The organism is Paenarthrobacter sp. TA1.8 (assembly GCF_048595705.1).
Lineage (GTDB): Bacteria > Actinomycetota > Actinomycetes > Actinomycetales > Micrococcaceae > Arthrobacter > Arthrobacter nitroguajacolicus.
The window spans coordinates 2,932,174-2,949,589 of record NZ_CP184287.1; the positions used below are offsets into that span (position 1 = coordinate 2,932,174).

Genomic DNA, 17,416 nt, shown 5'->3' on the forward strand with positions numbered 1-17,416 from the left:
ACCCGTCGGGGCCGGGGGTTACACCGCACGCGGGGAGGAGGTGACCGGGTGTGGAGTAGAGGTGGTGGACGGTGCAGGGGGCAGAAGCAGCTGGCATGTCCCCATTGTCGGACACTGCGCCGCTTTGTGCCGAACCGGCAGCGGACCAGGATCAGTCCGTTCCGGACGTTGTCGGAGCCCTTTTATAGCTTGGTGCCCAGGGGATCGAAAAACAGGACCAAAGGTGATTCCCGGGAGAGAGGCGGCCGGCCGTAGCCGCCATCTTTGTGGGTCGCCTATTCGAATATGTGTTCTAAGGTTGTGTTATGTCCTCCGAAGAGTTCGCCGCTGCACTGCAAGCGCAGTATGCGCGGCGGGCCGGCCCGATCGGGCTGACCGTGGAGGAGCTCGACTTCGAACATTTCCCGGCCAAGAACGGGTATCCCGGAATCCCCGTCAAGGCATGGATCCGGTTCCCGAACTGCGCAGAACTGGTGGACGGCGAGGTCTTCGCCTGGACAGCGAAAGCGGTCGAAGTGACATGGAAGGACGGGCCGGTGACGTACCGGACCTGGGTGTGGAGTTCGGCGGTTACCCGCCGGGAAGAAATGATTAACAGGAATCTTGGAGAGCGGACCCGTGGCAGCAACAGCATCAAATAGCAAACCTCTGGACGCTCCAGTGGAGGTCCGCTTCACGGCGAAGGGGGTTCCCCTGGCCGTCAGGCATGACGGCAGGATCTGGGCCGTGGCCGCGGAACCTGTGCACTGGTTCACCCGTGCCGACTGGTGGAACACCGCCAAGCGGGCACCGGTGGGCAGCGGCGACCTGATCAGCGTCGAACACTGGCAGGTTCAGGTCCGGTTGACGTCCACTTCGGCGCTGCGAACCTTCGAGCTGCGCCGCGACCCTTTGTCCGAGCAGTGGCTGCTGGCCGGGATCAGCGACACCGGGGCTGCCGCGGCCTGAGCCCGCTCCATCTCGTCGACTCATCCCCGAGTGTGACGATTCGACTCGTATCAGATTCCATTCGATTGATCCTCTGACTCATTAGTTGATAGAGTGCCGATAGGCATTCAAAGCACAGCTATCTGAGGCAGGCAGTCATGACAGGACAGGTCACCACCGCTGAACGCGGTGTGGCTTCGTCTGCATCTGCCTCCCCGCGCAGGCCAGTGCAGATCTCGGCGGCAGCTGCAGCCGCGATCGCCGTCCGCCCGATCCCGGTGGAGGCCATCAAGGCCGGAGCCGCCGTGGCGGCCTCGGTGGCCATCCGGCGGGCGGAGGCAGCTGAGGCTGCCAAGCCTGCGCACTTGGGTCGCCGTCGGGCCGCCTAGTCCCCGAGAGTCAGCTCCACGACTGGCGTGAGCCCTTGACCCCGTGCTTGTTGCGGCGGTGGCTGGGCAGCCCGGGCAAAGGGAATTCCTGGCCGCACTCAGGACACGGCACTGGCTGCGGGTGCGCGTAGTTCATGTGGTGGCGCAGGTTGTTCCGGTAGCGGAACGTCCGGGGTTCTTCGCACTTGGGGCACTGGTAGCTGCCGTTCGAGGGCATGAGCGAGTACCCGCCCCCGCGGCGCGGCTCCTGGTCGTCAGCTTCGCCGAGATACCAGAAGCCGATCCGGCTCAGGTTCGTGCCCTGGGAGCCGAACATCCCCTTGACCGACCCGCGCTTTCCGTCGTCGGCGTAGACCACGACCTTGCGGAGGAAGGCCCTGATGATCGACTTCTGCTCCGTCTCGGAGAGCTCGAGGAACTCGGCCCCGCTGATGTCGGGGATCGCCCTCGGTCGCCCCTCGGTCTTCTCCGAGATCCGCATCTCGATCTGGCCCTTGAGGGCCTCCTCCTCACCGATGCGGTTCAGCAGTGCCGACATCGCGCTGGCCGGCGCGGTGTTGATCTGGGCCCGCAGGATCAGGATGGAGTCCCCCAGGGCATCAGCCTGTTCGTGGAGCTCGGACAACTCCGAGCTCGCGCTCCCTTCCGCGGCCTGGTTCAGCCTCTCGGCCTGCAGCTCCATCACCTCGGGGCTGTCGAGCGATCCGGCGACGACGTCGCGGATGAAGCGCTCCAGGGCTTCCCTGTTGATTGCAACGCCGGGGCAGTCAGCGCCGCGCATCCGTCCGTTGCACACGTACGATCCCGACTCACCCATCGACCTGTTGCTGGTCATCTTGGTGCCGCAGCCGGCGCAGTAGACGAGGCCGACCAGGGGAAGGCCTCCGGCGCGGGCCCGGGTCCGCTTGAGCGGTTGGGGCTTCATCAGCAGGCGCAGGGTTTCCCACTCGGCCTCCGTGCAGACCGCCTCATGACTCTTGACCGGACGCCCATCCTTGTCGATGACGATCTTGCGCGTGTCGCGGAAGTCCGGACCTGGGCCGCCGCCGCGTCCATCGGCCTTGGCCGTGAGCGAGTTGTATCCGGCCAGGAGCGGATGGCGCAGTAGCGAGGCGACGGCGCGGTATTGGAACGGCCGGCCCTCGCGGTTGGTCAGACCCTTCTGGTTGAGCTCCCGGACGATCTCGGCGACGGAGAGTCCGTCGAGCCGCCATTCGACGATTCGGCGGACGGTCTTGCTCTCCTCCGGGTGCAGCTTCAGCGTCTTCACGCCGTCGGCGTTGCGCTGCTCGGGCCGCATCCAGCCGTACGGCGCAGGGCCGTTCCAGCCGCCCTTCTGGCGGATGTTCTCGGCGGTGCGCTTCAGCCGCTTGCTCGTGGTCGCCGCCTCGGTCTCCGCCAGGCCGCCGAGGACGGAGATCAGCAGGATGGTGTCGGGCGATCGAGGGGCGAACACGCGGTCATGGGTGTAGATCGTGACGTTGTGGCGGTTGCAGGTGTCGACGATGCGGGCGGTGTCCATCAACCGACGTGCCAGCCGGTCAAGGTCCCGGACGTAGAGCGCCTTGACGTCGCCTTCGGCGAGGACCCCTTCGAGGCGGTCGCGCTCTGGGCGGTGCCGGTCGCGGTAGGCACTGACGACTTCTTCGAAGATGTCGTGCTTGGCGACCGTGTGGTGGTGCTTCCGGCTTTCCGCCATAATCCAGGCACGCTGGTCGACGAGCGACGCGTTGCCCTCGGTGGGATCTTTGGATCTGCGGATATAGGCAACGGCTCGCACCCGTAAAGCATACATTTTTAAGGGTGGTGACCCTCGTGGTCTGTGTATCGGTGTGATGATGGCCTCTGCAAGTGCTGCATTCCGCAAGGCTCGGCTTGGCCGACCACGTGGGTCGGACTCGTCAGCCGCCAAAATATCGCGAAGCGTAGAACGTGCGCCTCGGAACATGGAAGGCATCCTTGTTCCTAACTATCAGCGAGTTTCATCGTTCCTTTGCAGGTCGGGTACCCGGTGCAGCCGAAGAACCGGCCGTAGCGCCCTTTGCGTTCCCTCATCGTGTGTTTCTTGCATTTCGGGCAGACCACGGGGGTGATGTCGTCGCCTGTCGCGGATCGGATCTTGACGACACGATCTCCGACCAACTCGAGGAGGAACGCTGATTCCCTACCGGCGCGCGTCACCAAGAGCGCTGAGCGCTTGGCACGGGTCAGTGCGACATAGAACAGGCGTCGTTCTTCTGCGTGTGGGTAGGAGTCGGGGGCGGCCATGGCCAGTTGCAGGAGAGCATCATCCTCGACAATGCTGGGGAATCCGTTCCTCTCAAGGCCGAGCACAACGACGTAGTCTGCCTCCTTTCCTTTCGAGGCGTGCACGGTGTTGAACTCGATGGTCAGGTTGGCGTATCTGGCTTCCAGCGCCGAGGTGACATCGTCCTTGGACCGGGAGTACCGGCCGAGCAGCAGCACAGTGGCTGGCTCAGTGAGCTCTGAGTCAAGGGTTGTCAGGTGCTGCCGAACGGCCGATCCGTAGTGGCTGCGCTCCCGTACACTGACGGCGCATACGGTCTCGTCAGCCTCCGGCGCTGAAGATCGGACGTTCTTGGAGATTTGATTGGGGTTTTTCATCACGAATCCACCCGCGACATCGCACAGGGACTGCGGGGACCGGAAGGTGCGGTCCAGCCAGATGGTGGACGCTGTCCCGAACCAATTATCGAAGCGGGTCATCACACTGAGGTCTGAGCCCGCGAACCTGTTGATCGACTGCCAGTCATCACCGACCGCGTAAAGGTAGTTTCCAGGAGTCTTCATCAGCGCCCTCACCAGCGCCGCACGGGCAGAGCTGGTGTCCTGCATCTCGTCGACCATGACGAGCCGGTAAGGGCTCATCCAACGGCCCGACTCGACGTGATCGGTTGCGAGATTCAGCATGTCCTCGAAATCGATCTGGCCCGCGGCTCGGAGCTGACGGTCCCATTCGGCGAGGATGACGCCGTACAGGCGTGTGAAGAGCCTGGCCCGCAAGGTTCGGCTGGCCCGCTGCGTCAGCACGTCAGGGGTGAGGCGGTTGCCCTTCGCGTGGGCCATGAACGACCGCATCAGCGTCATCATGGCTGGTTCGGTGATCGGAGGCTCCCCTACCGCCTCCCGGTAGGGGTCTTCCTCGAGTTGGATTCCGTGTCGGCGGAGCTCCTGTTCGAGGTGCTCGAACCCGGACCCGTCCCGGATGGTTGCCGAGGTTGTCTCGATAAGTCTTGTGCTGTATCGAGTGTGGGTCTGACGCCGCCACGCCACACTCTCGGCATACCCGTCAAAATTTGGCGGCGGGTTGCCGTCTGAACCGAGCGCCCAGTGCTCATGCCAGACGTCGATGTCCGGATAGTAGAAGTCCGGCTGATACTGACGGTGGTGCGCGTCCGCAACGTCGTGCGCGTAGGGTCGCTCGTATTCATATCGGACGCCGTTCAGGAAGAGCCAGTTTGCGATCATCACCTCTTCCTGGCTCTTGACGACCTCCCCTGCGAGAGTGCCGAAGCCGTTAATACCTTTGTTCCTGTCCCACGTCTCAGGCTCGTCTTCGTCCCCGAGGTCCGGCAGTTGCCTGCCGAACACGAGCCGGAAAAGGTCCCAGTCACGCCGGAAGGCCGGGTCCCGGTCACGGAGCCCATCAACGATCGCCGCGAGCCGCCCGATCCCGTTGCCATTGGTGATGTCATCGGGGACTGAAGGTTTTCGACCGGTGGCTTCACCGACGACTCGCAGTCCGAAGGCGTGAAAAGTGCTCGACGCTACCGACGCACCGTCATCGCCGAGGCGAGAGACAAGCCGCTCCGAGAGCTCACCGGCTGCCTTCTTGTTGAATGCGAGGGCAAGGATCTCCGTCGGCTGGGCGATGCCACGCCGGATCGCATACCCGGCGCGGGCTACCATCGTCGACGTCTTCCCGGAGCCCGCGGCCGCGATAACACGCACCCGGTTGTCGAAGCAGACCGTCGCCCTCGTCTGCTCTTCCGTCAACGGCGACTTCTCGACCTTGCGGAAGAAGTCGGCAAGGTCGTTTTTCTCCCACTCCAGGAACGCCTCGTTGCGCTGGGCAGCCCACCTTGACAAGTCAGTGGTGCAGCAGGCGTCGACTGCGGCACGCTGGTCCTCACGTTTGCCCTTGGGAAGCCCGGAGAGCCTCGGATCGCTGTCGGCAGCCAGCCACACAGCGACGTCCGGACGGGAGTCCGCGAGCGCGGCGATCGTGTCCTGGTCCGCCCACCGTAGTCGGTCCATCACATCCCGGACCCGGGACCACCACAGGCTGGCCGCCTCGCCCTGCTCCTCAGCCTTTGAGAGCAGGGCGGCGAGATGCCGTCGCTCATCGAGCTCGGAGTGGTACGAAGCGGCAACCTCACGCACCGCGCGACGAGACAGCCCATTGAGCACCGTCTCCGTCCCGTGGACGAGAGTGACGATGAGCTGCCCTGAGCCTTCATCGACTGCGAGTCCGAGGACGTCGATGACATCAGCGTCCACCTCCCGGGGGATTCCGCAGACGCGCAGGCGGCCCTCACGGATCGACAGCACCCATGACCCGGCACCTCTGAACGCGCGTGCCCACCAACCCGGCTTCCACTCCGTCATGCTTCCCCCGACTCACACACGTCTTCAAAAGGAGACTATTTGCCCTCTTTCCACGGTATCAGCGAGGAATTGTGTGTCGTCGAGTGCGTTCACCGCGTTCGTGCTGATCCGCAGGTACTGGACTCGGCGGGCTTGCCCGTCAACCCTTCGATGGCATGGTGGAGGCGGGCCTCCCCATCATGGAAGGATATGGCAGAGGTCTTGGGAGAAGGAACGGGTTGTGAGCACCACACACGAAGAAGTGAAAGCCGACCACGGGGCGCAAAAGAAACGTCCGCTCGTCCGCGTTGAGCCGCAAAGCCACCGTGACGACGGGTCGCCCATCGCAGGTGAAGGTCAGGCGTATGTGACCCGGTCGGGCAAGCTGTTCCACACTCAATGGTGTGGGATCATGGACGGCCACTGGCGCGCCACCAATGGAGGCATCTACTTGACCATGCTTGCGGATGTGGGCCTGCGGGGACGTTGCCCGCAATGCGACCAGGACCCTGAAGAGAAGAAGCGCTCCAAATTGGAGCGTGCGGAGAAGCGGGCAGAGAGGCTGCGACTCAAAGAAGAAGCGAAAGCTGAGCACCGGGCAAAGGAACGGCCGCTCGTTCGCGTTGAGGCGCAAAGCCACCGTGACGACGGGTCACCTGTGGCAGGTTACGGACAGGTGTACGTCACACGAACCGGGAAACTGTTCCACACTCAGTGGTGCTCGATCATGGATGGTCAGTGGCGATCCGGCCAAAGAGGCATCTATGTGACCATGATGGCTGATGTGGGCCCGAGGGGACGCTGCACGCAATGCGACAGGGACCCTGAAGTGATGAAGCGCTCCAAATTCGAGCAGGCAGAATTGCGGCGACTCAACCAGGAACTGGATCAACTGGGCAGGACCATAGCGCGAACCCTCGTGGTGAAGGGACCGGAGGGGGTCAACACATTGGGCCCTCAAGTGATCCGGTTCAGGGAAACCGAGGCAGAGCTGACTGCATTGTCCGGTCGCGTCGGGGGCTCGTACTCATACGAAGCTCCGAACTCGTAGTTACTCCTTCATCGGACGACATCGGCCGGCTGCGAAGCTGGCGCGGACGGTTGCGAGATTCGACCAAGTTTGTCGTGGCTTCGCTGTGCTTCAGCCGGCGATTCCGAGTTTGCCGGCTCGCCCGCCCTTGATGCCATGGTCCTTGCCGTAGCGCCACAGGATGGCGTCGATGATGCGCAGTTCGGAAATGGGTGTCTGGACCGTAGAAAGCTTGTGAATGCGCCCCAATCGTCCAGCAAGGTCGGGGTCTTCCATGAAGAGGTTGTGCCAATTCAGCCATTGGCCTTCAGAGGTGTCTTTGCCCACGACTGCCCCAATTACTTTGTCCCAGATGGGGATGAGATGCGGTCGCTTCCTCGCCATGATCTTGCTGGCTGTGGTGGCCCCGACATCCCAGCGCGTTTTGGGTGTGCGTCTCAGCTCCTGCCAGAGCAGCCATGGGGGGCTGCCCTCCCCGAGAGTGGCTTCTGCTTCGGCGACCGTGAGGTCGCTCATCTTCACGTCGGTGGGTATATCAGCCAGGAGATCTCGTATTTTCCCCGCCAACAGCTCCTCCTGCAGTCCGATGATGGCCTGGGCCGGCACTTTGACGCTGAGCATGGACACGGCGACGGCGTCGCTGTCGGTGATCCTGTCCCTCACCTTCGGGTTGTCGCCGCGGTTCGCCCATTCATCAAAGTAACTGCCGGTACTGAGCAACCCCGTCTTTGTGGACGGTTCAAGGTAGTAGCGCCGGAGCAGTTCGGCTGCGGCTTCGACGTTATCTTCTTTCAGGATGGCTGGTAGTTCCATGAATCCCCCTATGGCTCCAATGCGCGGACTATGACCCTGACTGACCCTGCGACGTCGCTGGGTAGTCAGTCTGTATGGCGAACCTCAATTCCGGGGTGGTTCTCCATGACCCAGGCGGCCATCCGACGGCTCCGTGCCGAGATGAACTCCAGCGTGGCCTCCCGGTACGTTACGTACTCGTCTTTTGTGGCCGGCATCCCGGAACGCTTGAAGTTGTCGAAGGGCAGGTAGAACCGAACCTCTTCGTAGTCGGGTGTCACGAGGTCTTGAAAGTGGAAGAACTCCACAAACTCCTTGAACCCGTCGAAGAGCGCAAAGAAGTCCGCGTACGCGTTGATGACATCGGCCAGAGGGCTCTCCGGCTCTCCTGCGTAATGACGCCGGATGCACTCCAGGGTCAGATCCATCCGGTCGGCGATGAGCGACCTGAACCCCCGGGCCTGGTTCATCGTGGGTCGGTCCTTCTTCCTGACGGGCCAGATCATCGCGCTGCCGATGGTATACGGCGGATTCAGGTAGCGGGACCGCTCGTCTTCGTTCAGCGAGGCGATGGCGTTCGCCAGAGACCTCGTACGTGCCCGGTCGGTGTAGGAGTGCGTGATGGCATCACTGCCGTACCAATGCCTCGCCTCGGAGGGGTCAGTGAAGATGAGGTAGCCGTCCCCACGCTTCGGCGGCGCGGTCGGTTCGAAGACGACGCCGGGTCGCAGCTCCTTGGTCCACAGCAGCTCGTGGTCCGCCCGGAGATTCGGACTGCCACTGTCCGGGTCAGTCCCTGGAGGGGTGTCGGTCATGTAATTGAACGAAGTATCGAAGACGCGCGGCTGTTGCTGCTGCGGGTATTCCGGATCACTCAAGGTTCCCCCAAAGACCAGAGTTATAAGACGAACGAACCGGTGGTTGGGTCCGCAAATGTCTCGGCCATCGGCTCTGTCCCAGACTAGGTGTCACTTCCTGATATTGAAACCCCAAGTGGCCGACTGACTCTCGGCAACGCCCATGTTCCCTGGGGTTCTGATTGTGTGCCCATGCAGCACTGCACTTTCAGGGAATTCTTCCCATGTCCTGTACGTTGCAGGATCGGTAATACCCCCTCAACAGAGAAGAGATGCACCTCCGTGGCAACCGATTACGATGAGCTGCGCACCGACGTCAAGGAATCCCAGGAAAACTCCCTGGAGGCCCTGAAGTCCGCCAAAGCCCCGGATGCGAAATCCGTGGTTCAGGAGCTCGACGAGGCTGACGCCCTGGACGGCCTGACCCCTGGCGGGGAGTTCATTGCCGAAGAGCTGGTCGTCCAGGTCATTCCGCAGGCTGATGATGAGTTCACTTGCTGGTCCTGCTTCCTGGTCCGCCACCGTTCGCAGAAGGCCCGCGAGAAGGACGGCCATGCCTACTGCGTCGAATGCGAAGACTGAGCGGTTTTGGCCGGCTGTCCCGGAGCATATCTGGAACAGCATCCGCGAAGAATTCACCCTGCCGACAGCGGCAGACCTGGAGACGCATTTCCAATCCCTCGGCGACCCGGAGGCCATGCGCCGGGCAGTTCGGGTATTCATCGGCGAGGGAACCTTCTGCCCGGGCTTCCAGCTCAAAGATGGGCTCTTCCACGAAGCGGTGCTGCGCCTCTTTGACCAGGCGATGAGCCTGAAGATTCCTCATAACGTGTTCGCCGCCTGGATGGTCAGCCCACTGCCGGCAGAAACCCGTTCCCGGCCAGTGGACATACTGGGCAGCATGACGCTGCTCCAGAGCTCCTTGGTCGCCTTTGGTGACAGGTACCGGCCGGCCGAAAAGCGTAACTAGCGGCTTGGCTCTGCCGTATCCTAAGTCAGATGGCTTCGTGGAGGGCATGAATAAATGGCTGCACATGTACCCGACCTAGCGGGCATCCTGCCCGCGGTCCAGAATCTGACGAACCTCGCGAAAAGCTTCGAAACGGCGGTTGGCACGGGCTTCCCGAACTGTGACGACGTCGAGGGGGCCCATGCTTCATCATGGGAGCCTGGGCAGGCGGCCGGACTGCAAATTCACTACCGATCGATGCCTGACTTCGTTCCCGCAAGCTATCCCCTCGGTGTGGTTCCGAGCGGCCTGGAACGTGGGCACCTGACTCAAGCAGGTTTAAACCGGGAGGCAACCGTCTCACGCATCCTCGCCACCGCAACGTCGCCGGCTGGCTCTTCTACAAGCACTTTGGCCAGCCGTTTCGGCCAGAGTACATGAATGCCATGGGTCGAGAATGCGCCTCCGATCAAGGGCCAGTCGGCTTCAACAAAGCACAGCGCCCCGGTGACCGGAACATCCCCGACGAGGTCTCGCACGACGTCGACCTGTTTGAGCACCCCATCGACCAATTTCGTGCAATCCCGTCGGCCGACGAGGAGCTTCTCGACGCGGGGGCGAAGGATGCCACCCTCGATCTTCAGTTCAGGCCGTCCCTTGTAGCGTTTGGCGTCGATGACCCAGATTCCACTGGAAGTGATGGCTATGTGGTCGATGTTGGCCTTAGATCCGGGGATGCGTCGGTCGTGAAGGACGGCCAGGCCATCGGCGGCTAGGGCATCCAGCCGAGCGCCGAGGCGTTCCTCGCCAATCGCGCCTCGATCCCAGGCCTTGGTGCTTTGGCGTTCGTCGGAGACGGCGACTGCGATGCCGCCGAATGGCCCCCACTTCTCGCGGAGCTTTTCCTCGTCTTTCGCTTGGCGACGCTCATACTCGCGTCGGGCTGACGAGCCAGCGATTCCGGACTCAGTGGACAACGAGTTATCACCAACTCGTTCCAGGTGGGGGGTTGTTTCCGGGGTCTCGGTGGCACACTCCAAGCATCGGACGGTCTTCGTCTCGCTCTCGTAGATCGCTTCCGTCCCGGCCGGAAGAGATGCACCGCACAGCCGACACGCTCCGGCGTACCGGAGCCGCATCTTCTTCATGAGGACACAGGGTGGAGCATCGACACGGACCCAATCTGCTTGTAGATCACGGCGGTTAAAATGCGGATACGTTTACCATGGCTCAATCCTCGCCCACCGCATGTCAATTCCCTGCAAACCGTCCCAGGAGCTGAGTGGAAATCTTGACCGCCGGCCTTCCGGCGAGCTGTGATGACCTCGGGTGAACGCCCCGTAGGTCACTACGTTGTCTGCTGGCTGTCTGTATCCGGGAATTCACGGAGTGTGGCCGCTATGGCTCTGACTGCCGCCGGGTCCTCGGTCCAGTGCCGGGCCGTACGTGTGCAGGCGTGGAAGTTTTTCACTTTCGATGCCTTGGCGGCCTCAGTTAGTTCTGCCCACGCTTCCCGCAGTTCCGCTTGGAGCTCAGGTGACATGGGCGCGCCGGGGACGCGTTCCGCCGCCACGACTGGACTTATGGGTGCCGCGGTTGCGCCTCTTCGCCGAAAAAGACTTCTAAGACCCATTTCTGTTCCCCCTTTCCCCTCTGCCCAGAGTATCAATGTCCTCTCAATGCGTCCGGGACACTACGACCGAGCGCCCAGCCCCATGGCCAAGCGGATAGCAGCAGCCGAACAGACGCGTTATTCCCGTGCGGCGGGCGGCGTTCCAACGCCGGAAACAACCCCGATCCATGCCCCAGACAAAGAGAAGAACGACAACTAGGAACTCGTTCGTTTGACCTCTTAGTCCAGTCGATGTTCCATGCGCTCTGCTGTACCGTGGCGGCTGAAGGCCTGCCGGTCCCCCATCGGTGGGCCTTCTTTTTCCCTCACTGCGGGGCACGATGGGCGAATTCGTGGCCGAAGTTGCCCCTGAAGTCGCTAAGAGACTGACGAAGCAGCCGCTGGATATCAGTCCGCAAGGGTACGGAGCTTGGCGGCGCTGAATTCCTCGTCAGAGAGTGCACCCTTCGCGTGGAGTTCTGCAAGGAGAGCCAGTTCTGCCGCCAGGGACCTTCTGCCCCGCATTTTGCCAAGTAACATCCGATGCCCGCCCGTGCGGGCTTGGGCTGCCGCTGGTTCCTGCGTCTGCCGTCGTGATGAACCTTTGATGCCAAATGCGATGAGTAGGGTTATCGCGAGGACGCCTAGCGCGATTCCCAAGGGGGCTCGGAACGGCTCCGTTGCGTTTGCCACGACGGCGATAACCACCCCAGCAACTGAAAACGTCCCAGCTATCCGAAGCCACCCTCGGCTGAGGCTGAACGCAAATATGTATTGGCCTGGTTCGGTCGGTACTGCATGTTGGTTCATCTGCCGAGGATAGCCCTACGAATACTCATAGAACATCCCCTGATGTGAACGCGATGAACTGCCGAACGCTGAACTCGTCATAGGCGTCCTTGGTCCACTTCCCGTTCCCATCGGGGGAGTAATTCTTGCGACCCTTCCCAAAATACGAAGTCAAGATCGCGTCGTTGTGAATTCAAGCGTTGCCTGGGTTGTCGAGTTGCTTGCGCAGCCGCTGGACTTCAGCCTCCGCCGCGGCGAGTCGAGCCTCGATCTTCTCCCGATCGAGGTTCGTCGACGGACGCGGTGCCGGCCTCGTCCTCGTCCTCGTAACGAGCCAGCCGATCCGCTGATAGCCAGTGATCCGCCGCACCTGCGTACACGTGAAGCAGTCCCTCTCGGGCTCAGGGCGCGGCCAGCGCAGATCGATCATCTTCCGGATGTGGTCTCGCTCGAAACCCTTTTCAGGCCATCCAGGGTTATCCGCTGCCGCCCAGCTTTCCTCGAAATCACGGCGGATTTCCACGATGCGCTCCTCGGACACCAGCTTGGGCCCGTCCTCGGGCTTCCAATCCACATCAGTGCAGACTTGCTCATAGTGCCCGCAGGAGAGCTTGACCCGCCAGAACGCCGACGAGTGTGGCTTGGGTTTCCGGATCTTCGCCCAGTCCTCGGCGTCCATCCAGTCGTATTCCGGCTCCACAGGGTCCGCCGGGAACTCCGTGACCTTGCGATCGACCCACTCGACGATGTCCCGATACGGCTTCTGAGCAGGTCCGTGGTCAGTCGTACACCAGAACTCCCCGGAGGGAAGCCTGCACTGACTGATGAGGTCGGGGAAGCGGCGATCGTCCGGATACTTGTCCTCTCCGTGCGTGTAGACCTCGTGCGTACATCCGCACTCCAACTCGACGCGCCAGCGAAACATGTTCTTGGCTTCCGGGACGAAGAGCGGCCAGAATACCGGGTCGTAATGCTGACGCAACTGGGCGACACCCTCCTCGAACTCCCGGAGGGCCTCCTTCTGAGGCCGCGCCCGCCCAGGTACTCGCTTCAGCAGTCTTGCGGATTCACGTGTCTGGTCATCGACCGGGGCAGTGTCGGCGGCGCTCACTATTCAATGCTCGTCCACAGCGTCACCCAAGTCTAGGAACAAGACGGACATCATCCCGAAAACGTAGCTTTGAACAAAAGCCAGGTCCTGCGCAGTTCCAGCTGATGGTTTCTCGTTCGGCTAATTGTTGGCACCAATCTGCTAGGAGACAGCAGCCTGGTGTGGACGGATAATGAGCGGCTATGGAACCAAATGCTGAGGTTTCCCGTGGTCCCTGCCCGGGGGAAGAGTGGGCCTACAGGCTGCGTGACGATGCGCGGTCCGAGCGGGTGCACATCGTGGCGGTGCACCAGGAGGGTCGAAGATTCCGGGTCGACATCCGTCACATGCACGGCCATCCACCGGGCAGGGAAGAGAACGTCCCTCGTTCCCGGCTCAAGGTACCGTGGGAAGACGTAGTCCCGTACGATGCCGCAATGGATGGCTGGAGGCGGCTCAAGGCCGAGGCCATCGACGAACATGAGGCGTCGGCCCTTTGGGCGGCCCTTGAGCTGCTTGTACCTTCGGAGGTCGCCGAGCTGTCTGTCGCTTCAAGCGACGATACGTTGACGGTCCACGATCACGTCGCCTTCGAAGCGCTCACCGGACAGACCGTGGCTGCCTTCCAAGCCCGATTTTCCTGGCTGGTTCACGACGGCGAGGTGTTCCTATCGCCGCGTGCGGCGCTGGCTATCGTGGAGCTGGCCTGTCGCAGGAACCCGGCCCCGGTCCTGGACCTCGTCATGGCCGAGGAAGCGGTGGCTCGAGAAAAATCCAAGCGGGGCGGAACAATTGAAAACTGGGAAACCCGAGAACCGGTAACGACTTCAGCCGAGTTTGAATACGACTATTACCTGCGCCGCCAAAAGCCCGTTCATGAGATCCTCCGCCAATGGTGTGGTTATGGCTCGGTGACGGCCCATGAACGGCTCTTGGCTGCAGAAGCGGAAGTCAATCGCCTCGACGTCCTCCTGGCCTGGGCAGTGGACCACATCCGCAGGACTGACAAGAGCGCCGCAGAATTGATCGAGAGGGAGCACGAGGAGGACCGCATCACCCCTTATACCATCCGCCCGGTTCCCCAACGTCCACTGAAACCTCACGAAATCCCGCGGATTGAAGTCCCCACCCGCCGCGGCTGGTACCGCTGACACGTACCCACTAACCGCAGACGACGTGGACACTGCTTGCGTCTGCGGATCCCGACTCACTTCTGGAGCCAAGCGGGATACAGCACATGAAGACTTCCATCAAGCCATGGCTCGACAAGAGGAACCAGGCCTTCACCGCCGGAGCGAGGAGCGCAGAGCATGTCGACCCGTGGAGACATGCTCTGGGCCGGCAGCCCGAGTTGGGAGCGGCATTAGGCTCCGGTTCGCATGTAAGTGATGGGTACCGTAATAAGGCTTAAGCGGACTGAGCGGTCCGGGTCACTGGTCGAGCGAAGCACGTAGTCTGGTTCGTCCGGATGCTCCAGATTCTCTCGCAGGTTAAGGAAGAGTTTGTGCTCACGAATCGCTGTCTGCGCCTTCGCCATAGCCTCGGACATGTACTTCCTGTCACGGATGAAGATGATCAGGGCTGCTCTGGTGTTCCGCCAGACCACGTAACGGCCCATGAGCTGGTCGATCGCTGCCTGTAGCCCTTTTTCCCCTTCCCAGAGCTTGCACTCGGCGATGAAAGCGTCCCTATCTTTCCATCTCAGGAGGATGTCGCTCTTCCCGATGCCGATGAAGGTCTCGCCCGTGGCGGTACCGTCCCAGTTGGCATTGAGAATGAACAGCAGAAAATCACGGAGTGTCTGCTCGTCGCTTGTCAGCAGCGCGTCGGCTGATTCAGGGAGCCGTTCCAGCGCTGTTGCGAAGGAGCGAATGGTTCCCAGTAATTGCGCCGCTATCTTCTCCTGGAGCTCATATTCGGGTACGCCGCTGGCTGCCGATCGGTCCACGTGGCTAAGGGTCAGCGATGCCGGTCGAAGAGCTATCTCGATTCCACCTTCCACAGGGACCAAGTTAATTCCGGCCCTCCGCATCGATTGTCGAACCATTCGCGAGGCGCGTTGCTTGTGCTCCAGGATGGAGGAGAGCTGGGCTCGCATTCGTTCCTGGTGCTCCATGATCACATTGTTGGCCTTCCCAACAGCCTCGTTGACCTTCTCCACCCACTGCCGCTTCAAGTTGGCTATGGTTTCATCGAATTGCTGCTGGGTGACTTGGTCCAGCCCTTTGCTGGTCAGCGTCAGATGGATTTCATATCGTTCGCCCCGCAAACCAGTGTTTCCGCAGCTGCCGATCACCCCCGGATCGGAGACACGGATCAAAAGATCTGCCGCGCCCGTACATGGAATGGTGAGCTGCACCTGCACGACCCTTTCCCCTGGCGGCGGGATCTCAGCCATCGTGGTCTTAGGCCAGGATGGGGTTGCGTGCATCCTATCGACATGGATTTCAATGGGTAAGGCCGCCCACATCTTGACGATCTCACCAATCACAACGTCGACGTCCGTGTCCTCGAGTGTCTCGTCGTCGACGAGCTCGGCCGTTTTCCTGGCACCGTCTTCCCGGAAACCGAAGTCCGACTCAAACTCTCGTTTCGTGTTGCGAGGAGGCTGTTGCATTAATCTTTGTCTCCAAAAGGGCGCGAGGAAAATCCAAAGGGATAAGGCTGTTGAAGCCCAGCCTACGGCACGCAAGAGCGCCTTCCGCGGCACACCGCTCCGCGTCGAGGACTATGGATGAAGAGGCGACGGGGGCTTCCTTGCACTGACGGCATTCTGTAGTCTCTGGAGCTTCGGACCAACCCCGCGCCTTGAGGAGGACAGAACGCGGCGACCCCTGATGACGTCCAAGGCGGTCTGCATTGGTGGTCTCCGTCCAGACGTTGTGGAGTCGTTGGTACGATCCGGTCATGGTCGATTGGCTGGAGGACCCTCGAAACCTCGAGCTCCTCATGAATGCTTCTGCCGTGGTGCTGAGCGTGCTCGGGATACACCTGACAGCCCGCGGCGCGGCCAGGATATTGTGGGACCTCATCCGGAAGCGGACGGTTGTGTCCCCCGCCGGGATTCCCTCCGGCGCGAGGCTTGGCGACGCATCCATTATCAGGGATACAGTGTCGGCTGAGCTGACAAGCCCCGAGCTCGAGCGCCGATTGGAAATCCTCGAGCAACAGATGCATGACTCGTACAAGCAGATTCAAAACCTGCAGTCCGTCCAGAACCTCATTCGGACAGCGCTGGACGAGCTTCGCAGAAGCCACGCCGAGCTGAGTGCAGACATCACGCGGAAGATCGATCGCGCATCCCAGGAAAGCATCGAGATCAACGCGATCGGGATCCCGTTCGTCGTCGCTGGGATCGTGCTCGGGACATGGCCGTCTCTGTGGATGAATCCTTGGGCCGTGCTGGTCATGATCCTCGTCGCCGCGCTGATCCCGACGGCGATCTGGAGGAGGGACCGGAAGCTCCGGGCCAGGCGAGCGAGCAGTTAGAGGCGGCCACAGCCGGGTTCCCGCCCTTGCCGCGGGAACCGCCGGGCGGCGCGGCGGGGTCGTAGTGGCTCTCCTCGTGAAGAGACATCTTACCCATCCTCTGGTGTGGGGTGGTCTGCCATGCGGCGAGCGCATCGTCAACGTCCAGGCGGGCCTCGTCCGCGAGCGACTGGACACCATGGTCGACCTGTTCTAAGCGTCTCGGGGATGCAAGCGCGGCAGGCCCGTACAGCGGGGCTTTTATCGGATGAAGGTGGCGGCACGGGTCGATTCATAGGTGGAGAAGAGCGATCTGATCAGCACCAATACAGCCCGAACACCTAGGGTTCTGGGGCACGGTGAGTCAGGAAAGATGATCCGTACGAGCCACGCCGGCACTGCACCACCGAGATGTCGTTGGTGGCCTCTAGAGTCTGCCTATGACTCAGTACATCTATGCGACATCTGGCCAGGCCGTGGGCTTCGTTCGAGGCCGATATATCCACTCGCTCCACGGCGCTGCCATCGGTCAACTCCATGGAACCCATGTCCATCGGCTTAGCGGTCAGTACGTCGGAGAGCTCCACGACGACCAAGTCGTGGACAAACATCTCGGCAATTTAGGTAATATCGGCAATCCAGGAAATCCGGGGAACCCTGGCAATCCAGGAAACCCCGGTAATCGAGGCAACCGGGGCTGCCCCTACCCCGATGTCTTCCAAAAGCTCCTTTAGCTGCCGAATGGCAAACCTGTGACATAGCGGCACGCACGCCCGGAATGATGGAACGGTCGAGCGACCGGCACGGGCTTGCTGACGGTCGATGGGTGGTTCGCCTCCGCGATCTCGAGGCTCAACGAGAAGCTCTCCGCGGTTGACCACATCTGATCGCCCGAAGTGTTCGGA

The 17,416-nt window shown here is 61.7% G+C and carries 18 protein-coding genes; 9 read left to right on the top strand and 9 right to left on the bottom strand.

The window, feature by feature from the left end; all coding sequences use genetic code 11:
- The first annotated feature begins 305 nt into the window (after window positions 1-305).
- The 3 genes from ACNAOT_RS13655 to ACNAOT_RS13665 all read left to right on the top strand — a co-directional run bounded on the left by ACNAOT_RS13655 (window position 306) and on the right by ACNAOT_RS13665 (window position 1,316).
- Complete coding sequence (locus ACNAOT_RS13655) at window positions 306-641, top strand: hypothetical protein (protein ID WP_056387696.1); 336 nt, start codon at window positions 306-308, stop codon at window positions 639-641.
- Window positions 619-948 (top strand): hypothetical protein, encoded by a 330-nt coding sequence (locus ACNAOT_RS13660; protein WP_374111515.1) that lies wholly within the window; start codon window positions 619-621, stop codon window positions 946-948. Before ACNAOT_RS13655 ends, ACNAOT_RS13660 begins: the two co-directional genes overlap by 23 nt.
- A gap of 137 nt (window positions 949-1,085) precedes the next feature.
- Complete coding sequence (locus tag ACNAOT_RS13665; RefSeq protein ID WP_056387702.1) at window positions 1,086-1,316, top strand: hypothetical protein; 231 nt, start codon at window positions 1,086-1,088, stop codon at window positions 1,314-1,316.
- A 10-nt stretch (window positions 1,317-1,326) separates the two neighbouring features.
- Here ACNAOT_RS13665 and ACNAOT_RS13670 read toward each other — a convergent pair whose 3' ends face one another.
- Window positions 1,327-3,096 (bottom strand): recombinase family protein, encoded by a 1,770-nt coding sequence (locus tag ACNAOT_RS13670; protein ID WP_160141484.1) that lies wholly within the window; start codon window positions 3,094-3,096, stop codon window positions 1,327-1,329.
- 185 nt (window positions 3,097-3,281) lie between these two features.
- Entirely contained in the window at window positions 3,282-5,945 is a 2,664-nt protein-coding gene (locus ACNAOT_RS13675) for a UvrD-helicase domain-containing protein (RefSeq protein WP_056387706.1), read from the bottom strand.
- Between the two features lie 220 nt (window positions 5,946-6,165).
- Here ACNAOT_RS13675 and ACNAOT_RS13680 point away from each other — a divergent pair, with 220 nt between their 5' ends.
- Window positions 6,166-6,975, top strand: coding sequence for a hypothetical protein (locus ACNAOT_RS13680; protein ID WP_056387708.1), 810 nt, complete (start codon window positions 6,166-6,168; stop codon window positions 6,973-6,975).
- Window positions 6,976-7,065: 90 nt separating this feature from the next.
- On the opposite strand, the gene ACNAOT_RS13685 is transcribed toward ACNAOT_RS13680, so the two are convergent.
- A complete protein-coding gene (locus ACNAOT_RS13685; protein ID WP_056387711.1) occupies window positions 7,066-7,767 on the bottom strand; it encodes a DUF6308 family protein in 702 nt (233 codons plus the stop codon).
- 65 nt (window positions 7,768-7,832) lie between these two features.
- Entirely contained in the window at window positions 7,833-8,561 is a 729-nt protein-coding gene (locus ACNAOT_RS13690) for a DUF6994 family protein (RefSeq protein WP_142133545.1), read from the bottom strand.
- A gap of 324 nt (window positions 8,562-8,885) precedes the next feature.
- On the opposite strand from ACNAOT_RS13690, the gene ACNAOT_RS13695 reads away from it, so the two are divergent.
- Both ACNAOT_RS13695 and ACNAOT_RS13700 read left to right on the top strand, forming a co-directional pair.
- The gene (locus tag ACNAOT_RS13695; protein WP_056387717.1) at window positions 8,886-9,185 is read left to right on the top strand and encodes a DUF4193 domain-containing protein; all 300 of its coding nucleotides are present in this window, start codon (window positions 8,886-8,888) and stop codon (window positions 9,183-9,185) included.
- Window positions 9,157-9,573 (top strand): hypothetical protein, encoded by a 417-nt coding sequence (locus ACNAOT_RS13700; RefSeq protein WP_142133544.1) that lies wholly within the window; start codon window positions 9,157-9,159, stop codon window positions 9,571-9,573. Before ACNAOT_RS13695 ends, ACNAOT_RS13700 begins: the two co-directional genes overlap by 29 nt.
- 308 nt (window positions 9,574-9,881) lie before the next feature.
- Here the strand turns inward: ACNAOT_RS13700 and ACNAOT_RS13705 are convergent, their stop codons facing one another.
- From ACNAOT_RS13705 to ACNAOT_RS13720, 4 genes are all read right to left on the bottom strand, one after another.
- On the bottom strand, window positions 9,882-10,700 hold the full coding sequence (locus tag ACNAOT_RS13705) for a nuclease-related domain-containing protein (RefSeq protein WP_235009457.1): 819 nt from the start codon (window positions 10,698-10,700) through the stop codon (window positions 9,882-9,884).
- A 200-nt stretch (window positions 10,701-10,900) separates the two neighbouring features.
- The gene (locus ACNAOT_RS13710) at window positions 10,901-11,125 is read right to left on the bottom strand and encodes a hypothetical protein (protein ID WP_420178306.1); all 225 of its coding nucleotides are present in this window, start codon (window positions 11,123-11,125) and stop codon (window positions 10,901-10,903) included.
- A gap of 447 nt (window positions 11,126-11,572) precedes the next feature.
- A complete protein-coding gene (locus ACNAOT_RS13715; RefSeq protein WP_420178307.1) occupies window positions 11,573-11,857 on the bottom strand; it encodes an SHOCT domain-containing protein in 285 nt (94 codons plus the stop codon).
- Between the two features lie 289 nt (window positions 11,858-12,146).
- Window positions 12,147-13,064 carry a hypothetical protein gene (locus ACNAOT_RS13720; RefSeq protein WP_056387723.1) on the bottom strand — a complete coding sequence of 306 codons (918 nt, stop codon included), beginning with the start codon at window positions 13,062-13,064 and terminating at the stop codon, window positions 12,147-12,149.
- Between the two features lie 182 nt (window positions 13,065-13,246).
- Here ACNAOT_RS13720 and ACNAOT_RS13725 point away from each other — a divergent pair, with 182 nt between their 5' ends.
- Window positions 13,247-14,194 carry a hypothetical protein gene (locus tag ACNAOT_RS13725; protein ID WP_420178308.1) on the top strand — a complete coding sequence of 316 codons (948 nt, stop codon included), beginning with the start codon at window positions 13,247-13,249 and terminating at the stop codon, window positions 14,192-14,194.
- Window positions 14,195-14,406: 212 nt separating this feature from the next.
- Here the strand turns inward: ACNAOT_RS13725 and ACNAOT_RS13730 are convergent, their stop codons facing one another.
- Entirely contained in the window at window positions 14,407-15,660 is a 1,254-nt protein-coding gene (locus tag ACNAOT_RS13730; RefSeq protein WP_056387729.1) for a hypothetical protein, read from the bottom strand.
- A gap of 290 nt (window positions 15,661-15,950) precedes the next feature.
- On the opposite strand from ACNAOT_RS13730, the gene ACNAOT_RS13735 reads away from it, so the two are divergent.
- Entirely contained in the window at window positions 15,951-16,532 is a 582-nt protein-coding gene (locus ACNAOT_RS13735; RefSeq protein ID WP_142133541.1) for a hypothetical protein, read from the top strand.
- Between the two features lie 419 nt (window positions 16,533-16,951).
- Window positions 16,952-17,245 carry a 4-fold beta flower protein gene (locus ACNAOT_RS13740; RefSeq protein ID WP_082581626.1) on the top strand — a complete coding sequence of 98 codons (294 nt, stop codon included), beginning with the start codon at window positions 16,952-16,954 and terminating at the stop codon, window positions 17,243-17,245.
- Window positions 17,246-17,416: the final 171 nt, after the last annotated feature.